16 protein-coding genes are annotated in these 16,537 nt (G+C 70.0%); 11 read left to right on the forward strand and 5 right to left on the reverse strand.

Annotation, left to right across the window (positions count from 1 at the left end; all coding sequences use genetic code 11):
• Positions 1 to 122: 122 nt before the first annotated feature.
• Positions 123 to 794 carry a ribose-5-phosphate isomerase RpiA gene (rpiA, locus tag RTK35_RS08365; protein ID WP_044402277.1) on the reverse strand — a complete coding sequence of 224 codons (672 nt, stop codon included), beginning with the start codon at positions 792 to 794 and terminating at the stop codon, positions 123 to 125.
• Between the two features lie 141 nt (positions 795 to 935).
• Between rpiA and ilvA the strand changes: the two genes are divergently transcribed.
• The 4 genes from ilvA to RTK35_RS08385 are packed head-to-tail and all read left to right on the forward strand — an operon-like array spanning position 936 to position 4,693.
• A complete protein-coding gene (gene ilvA / locus RTK35_RS08370) occupies positions 936 to 2,450 on the forward strand; it encodes a threonine ammonia-lyase, biosynthetic (RefSeq protein ID WP_044402280.1) in 1,515 nt (504 codons plus the stop codon).
• A 53-nt stretch (positions 2,451 to 2,503) separates the two neighbouring features.
• On the forward strand, positions 2,504 to 2,944 hold the full coding sequence (locus tag RTK35_RS08375) for a DUF2269 family protein (protein WP_044402283.1): 441 nt from the start codon (positions 2,504 to 2,506) through the stop codon (positions 2,942 to 2,944).
• 1 nt (position 2,945) lies between these two features.
• Positions 2,946 to 4,229 (forward strand): SDR family oxidoreductase, encoded by a 1,284-nt coding sequence (locus RTK35_RS08380; RefSeq protein ID WP_316907773.1) that lies wholly within the window; start codon positions 2,946 to 2,948, stop codon positions 4,227 to 4,229.
• Positions 4,226 to 4,693 carry a DUF2269 domain-containing protein gene (locus RTK35_RS08385; protein WP_316907774.1) on the forward strand — a complete coding sequence of 156 codons (468 nt, stop codon included), beginning with the start codon at positions 4,226 to 4,228 and terminating at the stop codon, positions 4,691 to 4,693. The genes RTK35_RS08380 and RTK35_RS08385 overlap by 4 nt, the downstream gene beginning before the upstream one ends.
• 27 nt (positions 4,694 to 4,720) lie before the next feature.
• On the opposite strand, the gene RTK35_RS08390 is transcribed toward RTK35_RS08385, so the two are convergent.
• The gene (locus RTK35_RS08390; RefSeq protein ID WP_316907775.1) at positions 4,721 to 5,374 is read right to left on the reverse strand and encodes an HAD family hydrolase; all 654 of its coding nucleotides are present in this window, start codon (positions 5,372 to 5,374) and stop codon (positions 4,721 to 4,723) included.
• A 144-nt stretch (positions 5,375 to 5,518) separates the two neighbouring features.
• Between RTK35_RS08390 and RTK35_RS08395 the strand changes: the two genes are divergently transcribed.
• The 3 genes from RTK35_RS08395 (at position 5,519) to RTK35_RS08405 (ending at position 9,399) form a co-directional block, all read left to right on the forward strand.
• Positions 5,519 to 5,998, forward strand: coding sequence for an RNA pyrophosphohydrolase (locus RTK35_RS08395; RefSeq protein ID WP_044402295.1), 480 nt, complete (start codon positions 5,519 to 5,521; stop codon positions 5,996 to 5,998).
• Between the two features lie 22 nt (positions 5,999 to 6,020).
• On the forward strand, positions 6,021 to 8,300 hold the full coding sequence (ptsP, locus tag RTK35_RS08400) for a phosphoenolpyruvate--protein phosphotransferase (RefSeq protein WP_044402299.1): 2,280 nt from the start codon (positions 6,021 to 6,023) through the stop codon (positions 8,298 to 8,300).
• Positions 8,301 to 8,376: 76 nt separating this feature from the next.
• On the forward strand, positions 8,377 to 9,399 hold the full coding sequence (locus RTK35_RS08405) for a sensor domain-containing diguanylate cyclase (protein ID WP_316907776.1): 1,023 nt from the start codon (positions 8,377 to 8,379) through the stop codon (positions 9,397 to 9,399).
• Here the strand turns inward: RTK35_RS08405 and RTK35_RS08410 are convergent.
• Positions 9,396 to 10,151, reverse strand: a complete 756-nt coding sequence (locus RTK35_RS08410) for an NRDE family protein (protein WP_316907777.1) — start codon at positions 10,149 to 10,151, stop codon at positions 9,396 to 9,398. The genes RTK35_RS08405 and RTK35_RS08410 overlap by 4 nt on opposite strands.
• Before the next feature lie 162 nt (positions 10,152 to 10,313).
• Between RTK35_RS08410 and RTK35_RS08415 the strand changes: the two genes are divergently transcribed.
• From RTK35_RS08415 to RTK35_RS08430, 4 genes are read left to right on the forward strand one after another with little or no spacing between them, the layout of a single operon-like run.
• The gene (locus RTK35_RS08415) at positions 10,314 to 11,096 is read left to right on the forward strand and encodes a sulfite exporter TauE/SafE family protein (RefSeq protein ID WP_074967135.1); all 783 of its coding nucleotides are present in this window, start codon (positions 10,314 to 10,316) and stop codon (positions 11,094 to 11,096) included.
• A gap of 9 nt (positions 11,097 to 11,105) precedes the next feature.
• A complete protein-coding gene (gene lgt / locus RTK35_RS08420; RefSeq protein WP_044402306.1) occupies positions 11,106 to 11,909 on the forward strand; it encodes a prolipoprotein diacylglyceryl transferase in 804 nt (267 codons plus the stop codon).
• Complete coding sequence (locus RTK35_RS08425) at positions 11,906 to 12,700, forward strand: thymidylate synthase (protein WP_142012884.1); 795 nt, start codon at positions 11,906 to 11,908, stop codon at positions 12,698 to 12,700. Before lgt ends, RTK35_RS08425 begins: the two co-directional genes overlap by 4 nt.
• Before the next feature lie 51 nt (positions 12,701 to 12,751).
• Positions 12,752 to 13,750, forward strand: coding sequence for a ribonuclease T2 family protein (locus RTK35_RS08430; RefSeq protein ID WP_142012882.1), 999 nt, complete (start codon positions 12,752 to 12,754; stop codon positions 13,748 to 13,750).
• An 18-nt stretch (positions 13,751 to 13,768) separates the two neighbouring features.
• On the opposite strand, the gene RTK35_RS08435 is transcribed toward RTK35_RS08430, so the two are convergent.
• Entirely contained in the window at positions 13,769 to 15,139 is a 1,371-nt protein-coding gene (locus RTK35_RS08435; protein WP_174244735.1) for a GTPase/DUF3482 domain-containing protein, read from the reverse strand.
• The gene (locus RTK35_RS08440; protein ID WP_316907778.1) at positions 15,132 to 16,520 is read right to left on the reverse strand and encodes a DUF2868 domain-containing protein; all 1,389 of its coding nucleotides are present in this window, start codon (positions 16,518 to 16,520) and stop codon (positions 15,132 to 15,134) included. The genes RTK35_RS08435 and RTK35_RS08440 overlap by 8 nt, the downstream gene beginning before the upstream one ends.
• Positions 16,521 to 16,537 lie beyond the last annotated feature (17 nt).

Raw genomic sequence — 16,537 nt, forward strand, 5'->3', positions numbered from 1 at the left:
TATCGCGGCGCAGAGCCTAACAGAGCCTCAAGGCTGATGGCACTTTGATGGTCGATGGCGAGCGTCTGAAGACGCCGGTGTTGCAGGGCGGGCCCGGCGCGTTGCACGCCGGGCGCTGTTGGTCAGGCCTTGAGCGTCTTCACGCCTTCGGCGGTGCCGAGCAGCAGCAGGTCGGCCGGGCGGGCGGCGAAGAGGCCGTTGGTGACCACGCCGACGATGGCGTTGATCTGCGCCTCCAGGCCCTTCGGGTCGACGATGGAGAGGTTGTGCACGTCGAGGATGATGTTGCCGTTGTCGGTGACGACACCTTCGCGGTAGACCGGGTCGCCGCCCAGTTTCACCAGTTGGCGGGCCACGTGGCTGCGGGCCATGGGGATGACTTCCACCGGCAGCGGGAAGGCGCCGAGCACCGGCACCAGCTTGCTGGCGTCGGCGATGCAGATGAAGGTGCGTGCCACGGCGGCGACGATCTTCTCGCGGGTCAGTGCGGCACCGCCGCCCTTGATCAGGTTCAGGTGCTCGTCGCTCTCGTCGGCGCCGTCCACGTAGAACTCCAGGGCGTCCACGGTGTTCAGGTCGTAGACCGGGATGCCATGGCCCTTCAGGCGCTGCGCAGTGGCCTCGGAGCTGGCGACGGCGCCGTCGAAGGCCATCTTGTGGCGGGCCAGGGCGTCGATGAAGAAGTTGGCGGTGGAGCCGGTGCCGACGCCGATGACGCTTTTGCTGTCGATCAGCGGAAGGATGTGGTCGACGGCGGCCTGGGCGACGGCCTGCTTGAGCTGGTCCTGGTTCATGCGGTGGTCCACGTTGTGAGGGGTATCCGAGGGCGCGCAGTATAGCCGCTCGCCACGGCAAAACCCCGCATCCCGTGTGGTCGGTCGACGGACGCCTGCGGTAGACTCGCCGCTCCCGCCCCGCCCGCCAGTGAAGCCGTGATGCTCGAAGACTACGTCAAGAAGACCCTCACCTCGCGCGTTTATGACGTCGCGGTGGAAACCCCGCTGCAACGCGCGCCACGCCTGACCGAGCGCCTCGGCAACCAGGTGCTGCTCAAGCGCGAAGACCTGCAGCCGGTCTTCTCCTTCAAGATCCGCGGGGCCTACAACAAGCTGGCCCAGCTGTCCGCCGAGGAACTGGCCCGTGGCGTGGTCACCGCCTCGGCCGGCAATCACGCCCAGGGCCTGGCCCTGGCGGCCCGCGAGCTGGGCATCGAAGCCACCATCGTGATGCCGCGCACCACCCCCGAGCTGAAGGTCCAGGGCGTGCGCGCCCGGGGCGGCAAGGTGGTGCTGCACGGCGACGCCTTCCCCGAGGCGCTGGCCTATTCGCTGAAGCTGGTGGAGGAGAAGGGCTTCGTCTACATCCACCCCTATGACGACCCCCATGTGATCGCCGGGCAGGGCACCGTGGCGATGGAGATCCTCCGCCAGCACCCGGGGCGCCTGGACGCCATCTTCGTGCCGGTGGGCGGCGGCGGCCTGATCGCCGGCATCGCCGCCTACGTGAAGTACCTGCGCCCCGAGGTGAAGGTGATCGGCGTCGAGCCGGACGACTCCAACTGCCTGCAGGCCGCCATGGCCGCCGGCGAGCGCGTGGTGCTGGGCCAGGTCGGGCTGTTCGCCGATGGCGTGGCGGTGGCGCAGATCGGCCAGCACACCTTCGACATCTGCCGCCATCACGTCGATGAAGTGGTGACCGTCAGCACCGACGAGATCTGCGCGGCGATCAAGGACATCTACGACGACACCCGCTCCATCACCGAGCCCGCCGGTGCCCTGGCCGTGGCAGGCATCAAGCGCTACGTCGAGCGCGAGGGCATCGAGGGCCAGACCCTGGTGGCCATCGACTCCGGCGCCAACATCAACTTCGACCGCCTGCGCCACGTGGCCGAGCGCGCGGAGCTGGGCGAGAAGCGCGAGGCGATCATCGCGGTGACCATTCCCGAGCGCCCGGGCAGCTTCAAGGCGTTCTGCGAGGCCATCGGCAAGCGCCAGATCACCGAGTTCAACTACCGCTACAACACCGACAACGAGGCGCACATCTTCGTCGGCGTGCAGACCCACCCGCTCAACGACCCCCGCGAGGCGCTGGTCAATGGCCTGCGCGAGCAGGGCTTCCCGGTTCTGGACCTGACCGACAACGAGCTGGCCAAGCTGCACATCCGCCACATGGTGGGCGGCCGTGCGCCTCGGGTGGAGGACGAGTCGATCTTCCGCTTCGAATTCCCCGAGCGCCCCGGTGCGCTGTTCAACTTCCTCGACAAGCTGGGCGGGCGTTGGAACATCACCCTGTTCCACTACCGCAACCACGGCGCCGCCGACGGCCGCGTGGTGGCAGGGCTGCAGGTGCCAGCGGAGGAGCGCCACCTGGTGCCCGAGGCCCTCGCCGCCATCGGCTACCCCTACTGGGACGAAACGGAAAACCCGGCCTACCGGCTGTTCCTCAGCTGAGGTCGCAGACCGGGCGACTACACTGAGCCCGTCGCCCGATTGGAGGAAGGATGATGGACGCTGACCTGCTGCTGGGCCTCAACGGCCTGGCGATCGCCCTGCTGATGGCGGTGGCCCTCCTGCTGTTCTGGTTCGTCCTGCGAGCCTGGCACGGCGCCCTGCCAGGCTGGGCACCGAGCCCGCGCCAGGCCGCGCTGTTCGGCGTGCCGGCCTTGCTGCTGCTGGGCCTCGCTGCGCCCGTGTCCGGCTGGCTGGTGCTGGACCAGCGCGGCATTCCCCTGGGCCTGACCTGGGTACTGGGCAGCAGCCTGCTCTACCTGCTGGCCGGCATCGCCTGGCTGCTGGCCAGTCGCCGCCTGCTGGTGCTGCATGCCGGCCCGGCCGAACTGGCCGCCCCGCGCGGGCGCTTCCTCGGCTTCAGCCTCGGCTATGCCGCCCTCGGCCTGATCCTGCTGCTGGTGATCCTCGGCCTCATCCTCGTGCGGCCGGTCTGACTTGGCGTTCAACCGCATCCTGCTGGTCGGTGCCAGCGGTTTCATCGGCCAGCGCCTGCTGGCTGCTCTCCTTGGCGCGGGCCAGAGCCTGGTGGCCACGTCGCGTACCGGCAGCGGGACTCCCTGCCCGGGCGTGGAGTGGCGCGCCCTCGACCTCGAGCGCTTGGCAGGCGACCCCGACGGCTTCCCCTGGCCGGCGGGCGTGGGCCTGGTGATCAACGCCGCCGGCGCGCTGCTGCCCGATTCCGCACGACTGGAAAGGCTGCAGGCGGATGGGCCCAAGGCCCTCTTCGACCTCGCGGCCCGCCATGGCGCGGCGGTGCTGCAGCTTTCCGCGTTGGGGGCGGGTGATCACCCGGATGTGCCCTTCCTGGCCAGCAAGGCGCGGGCGGATGCACACCTGCTCGGCCTCGGCATACCCGCCGTGGTGCTGCGCCCGTCCCTGGTGCTGGGTGAAGGCGGCGCCAGCAGCGGCTGGCTGGAAGCCCTGGCCTGCCTGCCCGTCGCGCCCCTGCCGGATGTCGGCGCGCGCAGCCGCCCGGTGCATGTGGACGACCTGGCCGGCGCGGTGCTGGCGCTGATTCGCCGCTGGCCGGCACAGCCCTGCGCGGTGCCGCTGGTGGGCCCCGATATCCTTACCCAGGGTGGCCTGCTGGACCTGCTCCGCCGTATGCGCGGGCGTGGCCCCGGTCGCTGGCTGCGCCTGCCCGGTGCGCTCGCGGCGCTGGGCGCGCGGGCGGCCCGTTGGTTCGGCTGGCGGGCTCTCGACCCTCAACTGATGACCCTGGCACGGCGCGACAACCTCGCCGAGCCGGATGCCCTGGCGGCGCTCTGCGGCTATCGCGCGGTGCCCCTTGCCCTGCGCCTGACGGGTGGCTGGCCGCAGCCGGAGCGGGTCATCACCCGCCTGATGCGCCCCGCGATGCTGGCCGTGCTGGCGCTGATCTGGCTGGGGACGGCCTTCGTCTGCCTGGGGCCGGGGTACGACTGGGGGCTGCGCATCATGGCCGACATGGGCGTGAACGGCTGGCCGGCGAGCCTGGCGGTGGTCAGCGGTTCGCTGCTGGATGCCGCGCTGGGGCTCGGCCTGCTGGTCCGCCGCTGGCGCGTGCGCGCCTTGCAGGCCCAGTTGGGCCTGATGCTGGTCTACACCCTGCTGATCACCTTGCTGCTGCCCCACTACTGGGCCGACCCCTACGCGGCGGTCGGCAAGAACCTGGTGCTCATGGTCGCCACCCTCTGGGTGCTGTGGCTGGAGCCCCCACCACGGACGCCTGCCCGATGAGCCTGTACCTGCTGCTGAAGACCCTGCACATCCTGTCCTCCACCCTGCTGTTCGGCACCGGGCTGGGGTCGGCCTACTACGCCCTGCGGGCCTGGCACAGCCAACGGCTGGAGGTGATCGCGGTGACCTTCCGCCACCTGGTCACCGCCGACTGGCTGTTCATTGCCACCACGGCGGTGTTCCAGCCCCTCAGCGGGCTGGCGCTGGCGAAGGTGGCGGGCTGGCCGCTGAACCAGTTCTGGATTCTGTGGAGCGTGGGGCTCTACGTATTCGCCGGGCTGTGCTGGCTACCGGTGGTGTGGCTGCAGATCCGCGTGCGCGACATGGCCGCCCAGGCGCTGGCCGGCGGCCAGGCCCTGCCGGAGCGGGCCTTCCTCTATATGCGCATCTGGTTCGTGCTGGGCTGGCCGGCGTTCATCGCCTTCGTGGCGATCTTCTTCCTGATGGTGGCCAAGCCGCTCTGACGGGCCGCCAGGCGCGGCCCGCGTGGGTCAGCGCAGCGAGATCACCGCCCAGCCACGGGCATGGGCCTCGGCACGCAGGCGGTCGTCCGGGTCGACGGCCACCGGGCGGCTGACCCGCTCCAGCAGAGGCATGTCGTTCACCGAGTCGCTGTAGAAGCTGGCGTCGTCCAGGCTCAGGCCGTTCTCCGCCAGCCAGCGCTCCAGGCGCACCACCTTGCCTTCGCGGAAGCACGGCACGTCGGTGCTGCGGCCGGTGTAGCGGCCGTTCACCACCTCGCACTCGGTGGCCAGCAGGTCGTCCACGCCCAGGCGCTCGGCGATCGGACCGGTGATGAAGCGGTTGGTGGCGGTGATGATCACCAGGCGGTCGCCGGCGGCGCGGTGCTCGGCCAGCAGTGCCTCGCCCTTGGCCAGCAGGATCGGCTCGATGCGGTCGCGCATGAACTCGCGGTGCCAGGTGGCCAACTGCTCCAGGTCGTGGCGGCCGAGGATCTCCTGGCAGAAGTCCTGGTAGGCCTGTACGTCGAGGGTGCCGGCCAGGTAGTCCTGGTAGAAGGCGTCGTTGCGCGCCCGGTAGGTGGAGGCGTCCACCAGGCCGCGTTCGCAGAGGTACTCGCCCCAGGCGTGGTCGCTGTCGCCGCCGAGGAGGGTGTTGTCGAGGTCGAAAAGGGCCAGGCGCACGTCTATCACCTTGCTGGAAGCTGCCGAAGGCCGCGCAGGATACCCCCTTTTCCGGGGGCTGCCCATTGCGTGAAAAGCCCGCATTGCCGCGTTTACAGGCTTTGTGGAACAATGCCGCGACATGCGCAAGCGAGGTTGTCCGCTGTGATCGATCCCGATGGTTTCCGCCCTAATGTCGGCATCATTCTCGCCAATGATGTCGGGCAGGTGCTGTGGGCGCGACGCATCAATCAGGACGCCTGGCAGTTCCCCCAGGGGGGCATCAACCCGCGCGAAACGCCTGAAGAAGCGCTGTTCCGCGAATTGAACGAAGAAGTCGGCCTCGAAGAGCAGGATGTGAAGATCCTGGCATGCACCCGTGGCTGGCTGCGCTATCGTCTGCCGCAGCGCCTGGTGCGCACGCACAGCCAGCCGCTGTGCATCGGCCAGAAGCAGAAGTGGTTCCTGTTGCGCCTGAAGTCCGATGAGACCCGGGTGCGCATGGACCTGACCGGCAAGCCCGAGTTCGATGGGTGGCGCTGGGTCAGCTACTGGTACCCGCTTGGACAGGTCGTGACCTTCAAGCGAGAAGTCTATCGTCGCGCCCTCAAGGAACTCGCCCCGCGCCTGCTGGCGCAAGACTGACCCGGAGAAAGGCTACACGGCCATGCTCAATACCCTGCGCAAGATCGTCCAGGAAGTGAACGCCGCCAAGGATCTCAAGGCGGCGCTGGCGATCATCGTGCAGCGGGTGAAGGAGGCCATGGGCAGCCAGGTCTGCTCGGTGTACCTGCTCGACCCCGAGGCCAACCGCTTCGTGCTGATGGCCACCGAGGGCCTCAACAAACGCTCCATCGGCAAGGTCAGCATGGCCCCCAACGAAGGCCTGGTGGGCCTGGTGGGCACCCGCGAAGAGCCGCTGAACCTCGAGAACGCCGCCGACCACCCCCGCTACCGCTACTTCGCCGAGACCGGCGAGGAGCGCTACGCCTCTTTCCTCGGCGCGCCGATCATCCACCACCGTCGGGTGATGGGCGTGCTGGTGGTGCAGCAGAAGGAGCGTCGCCAGTTCGACGAGGGCGAAGAAGCCTTCCTCGTCACCATGAGCGCCCAGCTCGCGGGCGTCATCGCCCATGCCGAGGCCACCGGCTCCATCCGTGGCCTGGGCCGCCAGGGCAAGGGCATCCAGGAAGCCAAGTTCGTCGGCGTGCCCGGTGCGCCGGGCGCTGCCGTGGGCACCGCCGTGGTGGTGCTGCCGCCGGCCGACCTGGAAGTGGTGCCCGACCGCCCGGTGGATGACATCGAGGCCGAGGTCGCCCGCTTCAAGCAGGCCCTGGAGTCCGTGCGCGAGGACATGCGCCGCCTCTCCAGCAAGCTGGCCAGCCAGCTGCGCCCGGAAGAGCGGGCCCTGTTCGACGTCTACCTGATGATGCTCGACGACGATTCCATCGGCCTGGAGGTGAAGAAGGTCATCCGCTCCGGCCAGTGGGCCCAGGGTGCCCTGCGCCAGGTGGTGATGGAGCACGTCAAGCGCTTCGAGCTGATGGACGATGCCTACCTGCGCGAGCGCGCCTCCGACGTCAAGGACCTCGGTCGCCGCCTGCTCGCCTACCTGCAGGAAGAGCGCAAGCAGAACCTGGTCTACCAGGACAACACCATCCTGGTCAGCGAGGAGCTGTCCCCGGCCATGCTCGGCGAAGTGCCGGAAGGCAAGCTGGTGGGCCTGATCTCCGTGCTCGGTTCCGGCAACTCCCACGTCGCCATCCTGGCCCGGGCCATGGGGATTCCCACGGTCATGGGCGTGGTCGACCTGCCCTATTCCAAGGTCGACGGCATCGAGCTGATCGTCGACGGCTACCACGGCGAAGTCTTCACCAACCCCTCCGAGGAACTGCGCAAGCAGTACGGCGAAGTGGTCGAGGAGGAGCGCCAGCTGGTCAAGGGCCTCGACGCCCTGCGCAGCCTCCCTTGCGAGACCCTCGACGGCCACCGCATGCCGCTGTGGGTCAACACCGGCCTGCTGGCCGACGTGACCCGCGCCCAGGAGCGCGGTGCCGAAGGCGTCGGCCTGTACCGCACCGAAGTGCCGTTCATGATCAACGAGCGCTTCCCCAGCGAGAAGGAACAGCTCGCCATCTACCGCGAGCAGCTCGCCGCCTTCCACCCGCTGCCGGTGACCATGCGCACCCTGGACATCGGTGGCGACAAGGCGCTGTCCTATTTCCCCATCAAGGAAAGCAACCCCTTCCTTGGCTGGCGCGGCATCCGCGTCACCCTCGATCACCCGGAGATCTTCCTGGTGCAGGTGCGCGCCATGCTCAAGGCCAGCGAAGGCCTGAACAACCTGCGTATCCTGCTGCCGATGATTTCCGGCGTGCAGGAGCTGGAAGAGTCTCTGCACCTGATCCACCGCGCCTGGGGCGAGGTGCGCGACGAGGGCGTGGACATCCCCATGCCGCCGGTCGGCGTGATGATCGAGATCCCCGCCGCCGTGTACCAGACCCGCGAACTGGCGCGCCAGGTGGACTTCCTCTCGGTCGGTTCCAACGACCTCACCCAGTACCTGCTGGCGGTGGACCGCAACAACCCGCGCGTGGCCGACCTCTACGACTACCTGCACCCCGCCGTGCTCCAGGCGCTGCTCAAGGTGGTCAACGACGCCCATGCCGAAGGCAAGCCCGTCAGCATCTGCGGCGAGATGGCCGGCGACCCGGCGGCCGCCGTGCTGCTGCTGGCCATGGGCTTCGACAGCCTGTCGATGAACGCCACCAACCTGCCCAAGGTGAAATGGCTGCTTCGTCAGCTCAGCCTGAGCAAGGCCCGCGAGCTCCTTGACCAGTTGATGGGCATCGACAACCCTCAAGTCATCCACAGCGCGCTGCACCTCGCCCTGCGCAACCTGGGCCTGGGCCGCGTGATCAACCCGGCCGCGACCATCCAGGCCTGAGCCGCCTCCAGCGGGCGGCTCCGCGTGCCGCCCGACCCGATGCCCCGCGCCTGCGGGCATCCAGGAGCTGCCGCTTATGGACGAGCCCTCCGCCACCGACCGCGATGTGGAACGCACCCTGCGCCACGCCCTGGAGATCGTCAGCGACGGCATCTGGGACTGGGACATGCGCAGCGGCCATGTCACCCGCAGCCCCGGCTGGTACGCCATGCTCGGCTTCCCCCGCAACAGCCTGCCCGAGGACGTCGACACCTGGGAGAACATCATCCACCCCGACGACCTGCCTCGCGTCATGCAGAGCTTCAACGCCTACCTGGAAGGGCGCTCCGAGGTCTATGAAGAGGAATACCGCTGCCGCTGCCAGGACGGCCGCTACCTGTGGATCAGCGATCACGGGCGCTTCGTCGAGTTCGACGAGGACGGCCAGCCCACCCGCATGATCGGCGCCCACCGGGACGTCCACCAGCGCAAGCTCGCCGAGCTGGAGCTGCAGCAGCGCAACCAGGAACTGCTGCGCATCAATGGCGACCTGGAGGCCCTGGTGGCCTGCCGCACCGAGGCCCTGGCCCAGGCCAACCGGGCCCTGGCCGAGCAGGTGGAGGCCGCCATCCGCCTCAGCGAGACCGACCCGCTCACCGGCATCGCCAACCGCCGCTGCTTCGAGACCCGGCTGCAGCGGGAATGGCAGCGCTTCCAGCGGCACCACTGCCCCACCGGCCTGGTGATGCTGGACCTCGATCACTTCAAGCGCATCAACGACGAGCACGGCCATGCCGAAGGCGACCGCATCCTCCAGGTCGTGGCCGAGCAGATTCGGGCTGTGTTGCGAGAGGAGGACTGCTTCGCCCGTTGGGGCGGCGAGGAATTCATCCTGCTGCTGCCGGACACCGGCCCCGAGGCCCTGCTGCAGCTGGCCCGGCGTCTGCACCGGCGGATTCCCGAGGCCGGGACGGACCTGCCCCAGCGCCTCAGTGCCAGCTTCGCCGTGGCCAGCCTGGTGGAGGGCGAGGACATCACCGCCCTGCTCAAGCGGCTGGACGACGGCCTCTATCGCGCCAAGCAGCAGCGCGACTGCGTCATCGTCTGCCCGTCGCCCTAGCGGGTGCGCAGGTTCAGGTGCACATCGTCCAGCGGCTTGCCGAACGGGCCGAAGCCGCGTTCCACCACTTCGCGGCTGCCGTCCCCGTGCACGATCAGGGCCGTCGTGGCGCGGGTGCCATAGGTGCGGCTGGCGATGAACACCGGCGACAGCATGCGCTCGGTCTCCAGCCCTACGCCGGTGTCCGGCAGGGTCGCGTCCGAGGCCGGCTGCGGGTCGTGCATGAGGTTGAGCAGGTCCGCCGGACGCACCACGTCCAGGCACTCGGCCAGGGCGGCCTTGGTCTTGCGCACCTTCGGCCAGGGGGTGTCGAGGTCGGCGTTGGACAGCCCGTAGAGCCCCGCCTCCAGGCGACGCGGGCCCGGGCCTCGGGAGTGCAGGAACCACAGCTCGCGCCCGTCGCCCACCAGCAGGTTGAAGCCCGCATAGTCCGCCGCGCGCCGGTGCGCCTCGGCCATGAAGGCCTCCGGGGTCTGGGTGCCGCCGAGGAAGCCCACGCACAGCTCGCCCCGTGAGCGGCCGGTGGCTGGATGGCGTGGGTCGCGGATGTTGGTCAGCGCCGCGAAGCGCCCGCCCTGCCCCAGGCCGAGCCAGGTGCCGCCGGCTTCCAGGTCACGCCCGGCATGCAGGCCTGGCACGTCGTGCCAGGCGCCGAGGGCGCGGGTCGGTCGCTCGTAGAACTCGTCGCGATTGGCGGCCAGTACCAAGGGGGTGGCATGTCCCGGGCGCCAGGCGAAGGTGATCAGGCACATGGTGAGGCTCCTTCTCCGTGATCCTCGGCCGAGTCTAGGGGCTGTAGGAAAAGGCGTCGAGAATACCGACGATTCGCGCAGCGGGGCGGGAACGGCCGTCGCCCTGATTGGAGCGGCAAGCGGCCTTCCGTTACCATGCCGCTTTGCTTCCGGGGGTGTCGCTTGGAATTCCTGCTCTACCTGGTGCTCGGCGCCTTCGCCGGGGTGCTGGCCGGCCTGTTCGGCGTCGGCGGCGGCATGATCATCGTGCCGGTGCTGGTGTTCAGCTTCACCGCCCAGGGGTTCGATCCGAGCGTCCTCACCCACCTGGCGGTGGGCACCTCCCTGGCGACCATCATCTTCACCTCGATCAACGCCGTGCGCGAACACCACCGCAAGGGCGCGGTGCGCTGGGCGATCTTCGCCTGGATGACCCTGGGCATCCTGCTCGGCGCCGCCATCGGCGCCTACACCGCCAAGCTGATCCAGGGTCCGATGCTGCAGAAGATCATCGGCTGCTTCGCCATCTTGGTGTCCCTGCAGATGGCCCTCGACTTCAAGCCCAAGGCCAGCCGTGACGTGCCCGGCAAGCCCGGCCTCACCGCCGCCGGCGTGTTCATCGGCTGGGCCTCGGCGATCTTCGGTATCGGCGGCGGCTCCCTCACCGTGCCTTTCCTCAGCTGGCGCAGCGTGCCGATGCAGCAGGCCGTGGCCACCTCCTCCGCCTGCGGCCTGCCGATCGCCATCGCCAGCGCCCTGTCGTTCATGGTGCTGGGCTGGAACCACGAACACCTGCCGCCGCACAGTGTCGGATACGTCTACCTCCCGGCGCTGGTGGGGATCGCCCTCACCAGCATGTTCTTCGCCCGCCTGGGCGCGCGCCTGGCCCACCGGCTGCCCCCGCGCCTGCTCAAGCGCCTGTTCGCCCTGCTGCTGTTCGCGGTCGGGCTGAGTTTTCTGATCTAAGGAGTCGTGATGCTGGCTTATCCCCAGATCGATCCGGTGGCGTTCAGCCTCGGACCCCTGAAAATCCACTGGTACGGGCTCATGTACCTGATCGGCATCGGCGGTGCCTGGTTGCTGGCCTCGCGCCGGCTGGAGCGCTTCGACCCGACCTGGACCAAGGAGAAGCTCTCCGACCTGGTGTTCTGGGTCGCCCTCGGGGTGATCGCCGGCGGGCGCCTGGGCTACGTGCTGTTCTACGACCTGCCCGCCTACCTGGCCAACCCGCTGCTGATCCTCGAAGTCTGGAAAGGCGGCATGTCCTTCCATGGCGGCCTGATCGGCGTGATGCTCGCCACCCTCTGGTTCGGCAAGCGCAACAACAAGAGCTTCTTCCAGCTCATGGACTTCATCGCCCCGCTGGTGCCCATCGGCCTCGGCGCCGGGCGCATCGGCAACTTCATCAACGCCGAGCTGTGGGGCAAGGCCAGCGACGTGCCCTGGGCGATGATCTTCCCCACCGACCCGGCGCACCTGCCGCGCCACCCGTCGCAGCTCTACCAGTTCGCCCTGGAAGGCGTCGCGCTGTTCGTCATCCTCTGGTTCTACTCGCGCAAGCCGCGCCCGACCATGGCGGTTTCCGGGATGTTCGCGTTGTTCTACGGCATCTTCCGCTTCGCCGTGGAGTTCGTCCGCGTACCGGACGCCCAGCTCGGCTACCTGGCCTTCGGCTGGGTCACCATGGGCCAGATCCTCTGCCTGCCGATGATCATCGGCGGCCTCGCACTGATCGTCTGGGCGCACCGTCGTGAAGCCGCCCAAGGAGTCACCCCGTGAAGCAGTACCTCGACCTGATGCGCCTGGTGCGCGAAACCGGCACCTTCAAGAGCGACCGCACCGGCACCGGCACCTACAGCGTGTTCGGCCACCAGATGCGCTTCGACCTGGCCGAGGGCTTCCCCCTGGTGACCACCAAGAAGTGCCACCTGAAGTCCATCATCCACGAGCTGCTGTGGTTCCTGCAGGGCGACACCAACATCCGCTACCTCAAGGAAAACGGTGTCTCCATCTGGGACGAATGGGCCGACGAGAACGGCGACCTGGGCCCGGTCTACGGCTACCAGTGGCGCAGCTGGCCGGCGCCCAACGGTGAATCCATCGACCAGATCGCCAAGCTGATCGAGATGATCCGCAAGAACCCCGACTCGCGCCGCCTGATCGTCTCCGCCTGGAACCCGGCCCTGGTGGACCAGATGGCCCTGCCGCCCTGCCACGCGCTGTTCCAGTTCTACGTGGCCGACGGCAAGCTCAGCTGCCAGCTGTACCAGCGCTCGGCGGACATCTTCCTCGGCGTGCCCTTCAACATCGCCAGCTACGCCCTGTTGACCCTGATGGTGGCCCAAGTCTGCGACCTGGCCCCCGGCGAGTTCATCTGGACCGGCGGTGACTGCCACCTGTACGCCAACCACATCGAGCAGACCGACCTGCAGCTCACCCGCGAGCCGCTGCCGCTGCCCACCATGAAGCTCAACCCCGAGGTGAAGGACCTGCTGGCCTTCAAGTTCGAGGACTTCGAACTGGTCGGCTACCAGGCCCACCCGCACATCAAGGCCCCGGTCGCCGTCTGACCCCCCGGCCGGGGCGCCCGCCCCGGCCCGCCTGCTCCAGGACAGCCCGCCATGAACGCCCCGCTCGCCGCCCTGCTCACCGGCCTCGTCGGCCTCTGGACCCTCGCCGCCCATGCCGAGCCCGCCCAGGGCGGCTTCGTCGCCTCGCAGCGTTGCGAGGCCTACCAGTCGATCCGCAAGCGCAGCAACCCCGATGGCGCCACCCTGCAACCGGGGCAGCGCTACCGGGTGGTGGAGGTCAACAAGCGGGACTACGACTGGCTGCGGGTGCGCTTGCCGGACAACGCCACGCCGCTGCGCTGGGTGCCGGTCGGCTGCGGCCAGGTGGAAGACCTCAGCCTTGGCGCCCGCCAGGGCACCGGGAATGCCGCCCAGGGCGGGGTCTGCAACGTGCCGGGCCAGCACGACGGCTACGTCCTTGCCGCCACCTGGCAGCCCGGCTTCTGCGAGCACGTCGCCTACAAGGGGCGCAAGCCGGAGTGCGACGCCCTGGCCAGCGGTGACCTGCAACTGAACCACCTCACCCTCCACGGCCTCTGGCCCAACCGCCAGGCCTGCGGCACCCGCTACGGGCACTGCGCAGGGCCGGCGCTGGTGCTGGACGAAAGCACCCGCGCGACCCTGCGGCCGTGGATGCCCAACGTCGGCTACGGCGACGACTTCAGCCGCTACCAGTGGGAGAAGCACGGCACCTGCCAGACCGACATGGACGCCAACGCCTACTTCCGCCGCGCCGCCGAGCTGGTGCGTCAGCTGGATGCCACCCGCGCCGGGCAGTACATCGCCAGCAACGTCGGCGGCGCCATCTCCCAGGCCGCGTTCTACCAGAAGGTCAGTGAGGAGTTCGGCAACCCCCGGGCCGGCAACAACTTCCTGCTGGTGTGCACCCGGGGCGGCTATCTGCAAGAGGTGCGGGTGAGCCTGCCCCGCGCGCTCAAACCCGCCGACAGCCTGGTGGGGGTGATGGATGGCCAGTTCGCCGAGCGCCGTCCCGGTGACCGCAATGCCTGCCGGGACGATCGCGTTCTCATCGAGGCCCCGGGCCTCTAGCCGCCCACGCCAACGTTCTTAAGCGGCCAGTTCGGCTGCCAGGCGCTCCAGCTCGGCCTGGCGCTCGGCCTGCTCCAGCTCCGCGCCGGGGTTCAGCGAGGACCATTCCGGGTGGGCCCGCGCCTTGCCCAGGGCGGCAGGCAGCTTGCCCTGGCGCCATTGCTCGTCCGCCGGCGCGTCCACGCGAATCGCTTCGAGCGCCGCATGGCCGCGCAGCTCCAGTGCCCGCAGCAGTTCCATCTGGCGCAGCGCCAGGAGCCGCAGTATGCCGTCGTCCACCGTCAGTTCGCGATGCCCGCGCAGCTTGCCCAGCAGGCGCTGGCCGTAATGCCCGACCGTCTGCCAGGCGCCGCCGGCCAGTGCGCCGATGGCGGCCGCAGCCCCCAGGGTCAGCCCGCCCACCAGCAGGTCCACCCCGGCACCGGCCGCCGCGCCTGCGGCCACGCCGCTGCCCAGGCGCACGCCGAGCTGGCGCAGGGTTTCCGGGTTGAACAGGTCATCACCCCAGCGCCCGTCCAGCAGCGGCAGGTCGCTGGCGGCGGCATCCTCCCGGCTGAAGGCGTACAGCCGCAGCAGGGCTTCCACGCAACGCTGCTCGCGCTGGCGCACCTGCTGGCGCAAGGCTTCGGTGGCAGCCTGCAGGGCCTCGGCCTCGGTGGCCACGCTGCGGCGGCAGGCCGCCACGTCCAGCAGCAGCTCGGCCACCAGGCGCTCACCGGCCTGGCGGCGCAGGTGGCGCTGGGCCTGCTGGTCGTCCACCAGCCGCTGCAGTTGCGGGCGGCCCCGCTCCAGCAGCAGGGCCAGGCTGTCGTAGAGGCGCGGCTCGCCGTCCAGCGGCGGCGCCACGCTGTCGAAGCGCACCAGGGCGTGCAGGCCCAGCCGGGCCAGGGCCTCGCGCCAGGGCTCGCCGCGCTGGTCGTGGCCGGCCACGAAGTTCAGCACCGGCAGCAGCGGCCGGCCGCACATGGCCAGCACCGCCAGCTCGTCGCGGTACTTGGCCAGCACCGGCTCGCGGGCGTCGATGACGTACAGGCCGGCGTCGGAGGCCATCAGCTGGCGCAGCACCTTGGCTTCCTGCTCGAAGCGCTGGCGCGCCTCGGCGCTGTCGAGGAAGCGCGCCAGGCGGGCCGGGCCGTCCAGCCGCTCGCCGGGGCGGTCCAGGCGCTCCAGGTAGTCCAGCAGGGCGATGGCGTCCTCCAGGCCGGGGGTGTCGTACAGCTCCAGCAGTGGCTGACCGTCGACGGATAGCCGCGCGCCCTCGACATGGCGGGTGGTGCTGGGGCGGTGGGAGACCTCGCCAAAGCTGCGGTCCCGCAGCAGGGTGCGCAGCAGCGAGGTCTTGCCGACGTTGGTGTGGCCGACCACGGCCAGGCGCAGGGGCTCAGTCATGGCCGTGCTCCAGCCAGTGGAAGGGGGCGCTGTCGGCGTGGCGCAGGCCCTGGCGGTCGAGGGCCTGGTGCCATTCCTCCAGGCGCCGGCTGTCCAGCGCCTCGCCGGCCGGGGCCGGCAGCAGCCAGACCCGGGCCTCGACGGTGCTGCGCGCCAGTTCGCCGATCAGCACCAGGGTGCCCCGGTCCGGCGAGCGGCGCGGGTCGCAGGCGATCGCCAGGCGCTGGGGCGGGAAGCGGCTGAGCTGGTCCAGCAGGCGCTGGCGCTGCTCGCGGCTGTCCAGCACCCCGGCGTCGCCCACGCCCTTGGGCAGCGCGGGCGGCCAGGGGCGGCTGTCGTCCAGTTCGATCCCCACCAGCAGGGCGCCCGCCCCTTCGAAGGGCAGTGCGGCCTCGGTCATCGGCCCTTGGGGGCCGGGGTCGGCGTCCACCACACCCAGGCGTTGGCTGGCCGGGTTGAGGCGTTCGCGCAGCAGGGCATAGCCGGGCAGGCCGGGCTCAACCACCAGCCCGGCGCGGCCACGGCTCCAGCGCCACAGGCACAGCAGCATCAGGCCCAGGCGCGGCAGCAGGCCGTAGACCAGCGTGACCCCCAGCAGCCAGCCGGACCAGGCCTGGCGGGGCGCGGCGTCGGCGAGCATGTCGCTGCTGGCGCGGATGGTGTCGCTGTCCGGCAGGCTGAAGCCGAGCAGCGCCGGCAGGGCGCCGAGGCCCTGGGTGAGGGCGACGAAGGTGTCGCTGCCAAGCAGCGTGGTTTCCCAGACGAAGCCGTAGCGGCGGGTGGAAAGCAGGGCCAGCAGGGTCAGCAGCGCGGTGCCCAGCACCAGCGTCCAGAAGCCGTGGACCAGCACGCCCAGGCCCCAGCGCGTCAGGCGGCGGCGCTGCAGCATCACCAGCAGCGCCGGGCCCAGCTGGGCGGCCGCGGCATCCCGCGAGAGGCGTGCGCACAGCCACCACCACAGGCGGCCGAGGGCGCTGGCGTGGCCGCCGACCAGGAGGCCCAGGCTCCAGCCCAGCAGGGTCAGCAGGTGCAGGCCGAGCAGCCCGCCCAGGGCCCAGAACACGTTGACCGGGCGCTGCCCGTCGCCCAGGGCCGCTGCCGCCAGGGTGGCGCCGCTGGCCAGGGCCAGCAGCACCAGGGCCCAGGCCGCCAGGCGGGCGCCTTGCAGCCAGTGGACGAGGGCGCCGAGTTGGCCGTCGCGCTGGGCGAGGAACAGTGCGCGGGCCTGGATGCGCTGGGCGAGGTCGCCCCCGCCGGCGTTGGCGCGGCGGTTGGCTTCGCTGTCCTCCAGCGGGCCGGCGTGCTCTTCGCGCAGGCGGATCGCTTCGGTGAGCCAGAGGCGTTGCAGATCGGTGAGGGTGGGGTTCGCGGAGTCGGTCACGCGGCTTCTCTTCCCAT

Origin of the sequence: Pseudomonas sp. zfem003 (genome assembly GCF_032621675.1) — a bacterium.
Lineage (GTDB): Bacteria > Pseudomonadota > Gammaproteobacteria > Pseudomonadales > Pseudomonadaceae > Metapseudomonas > Metapseudomonas otitidis.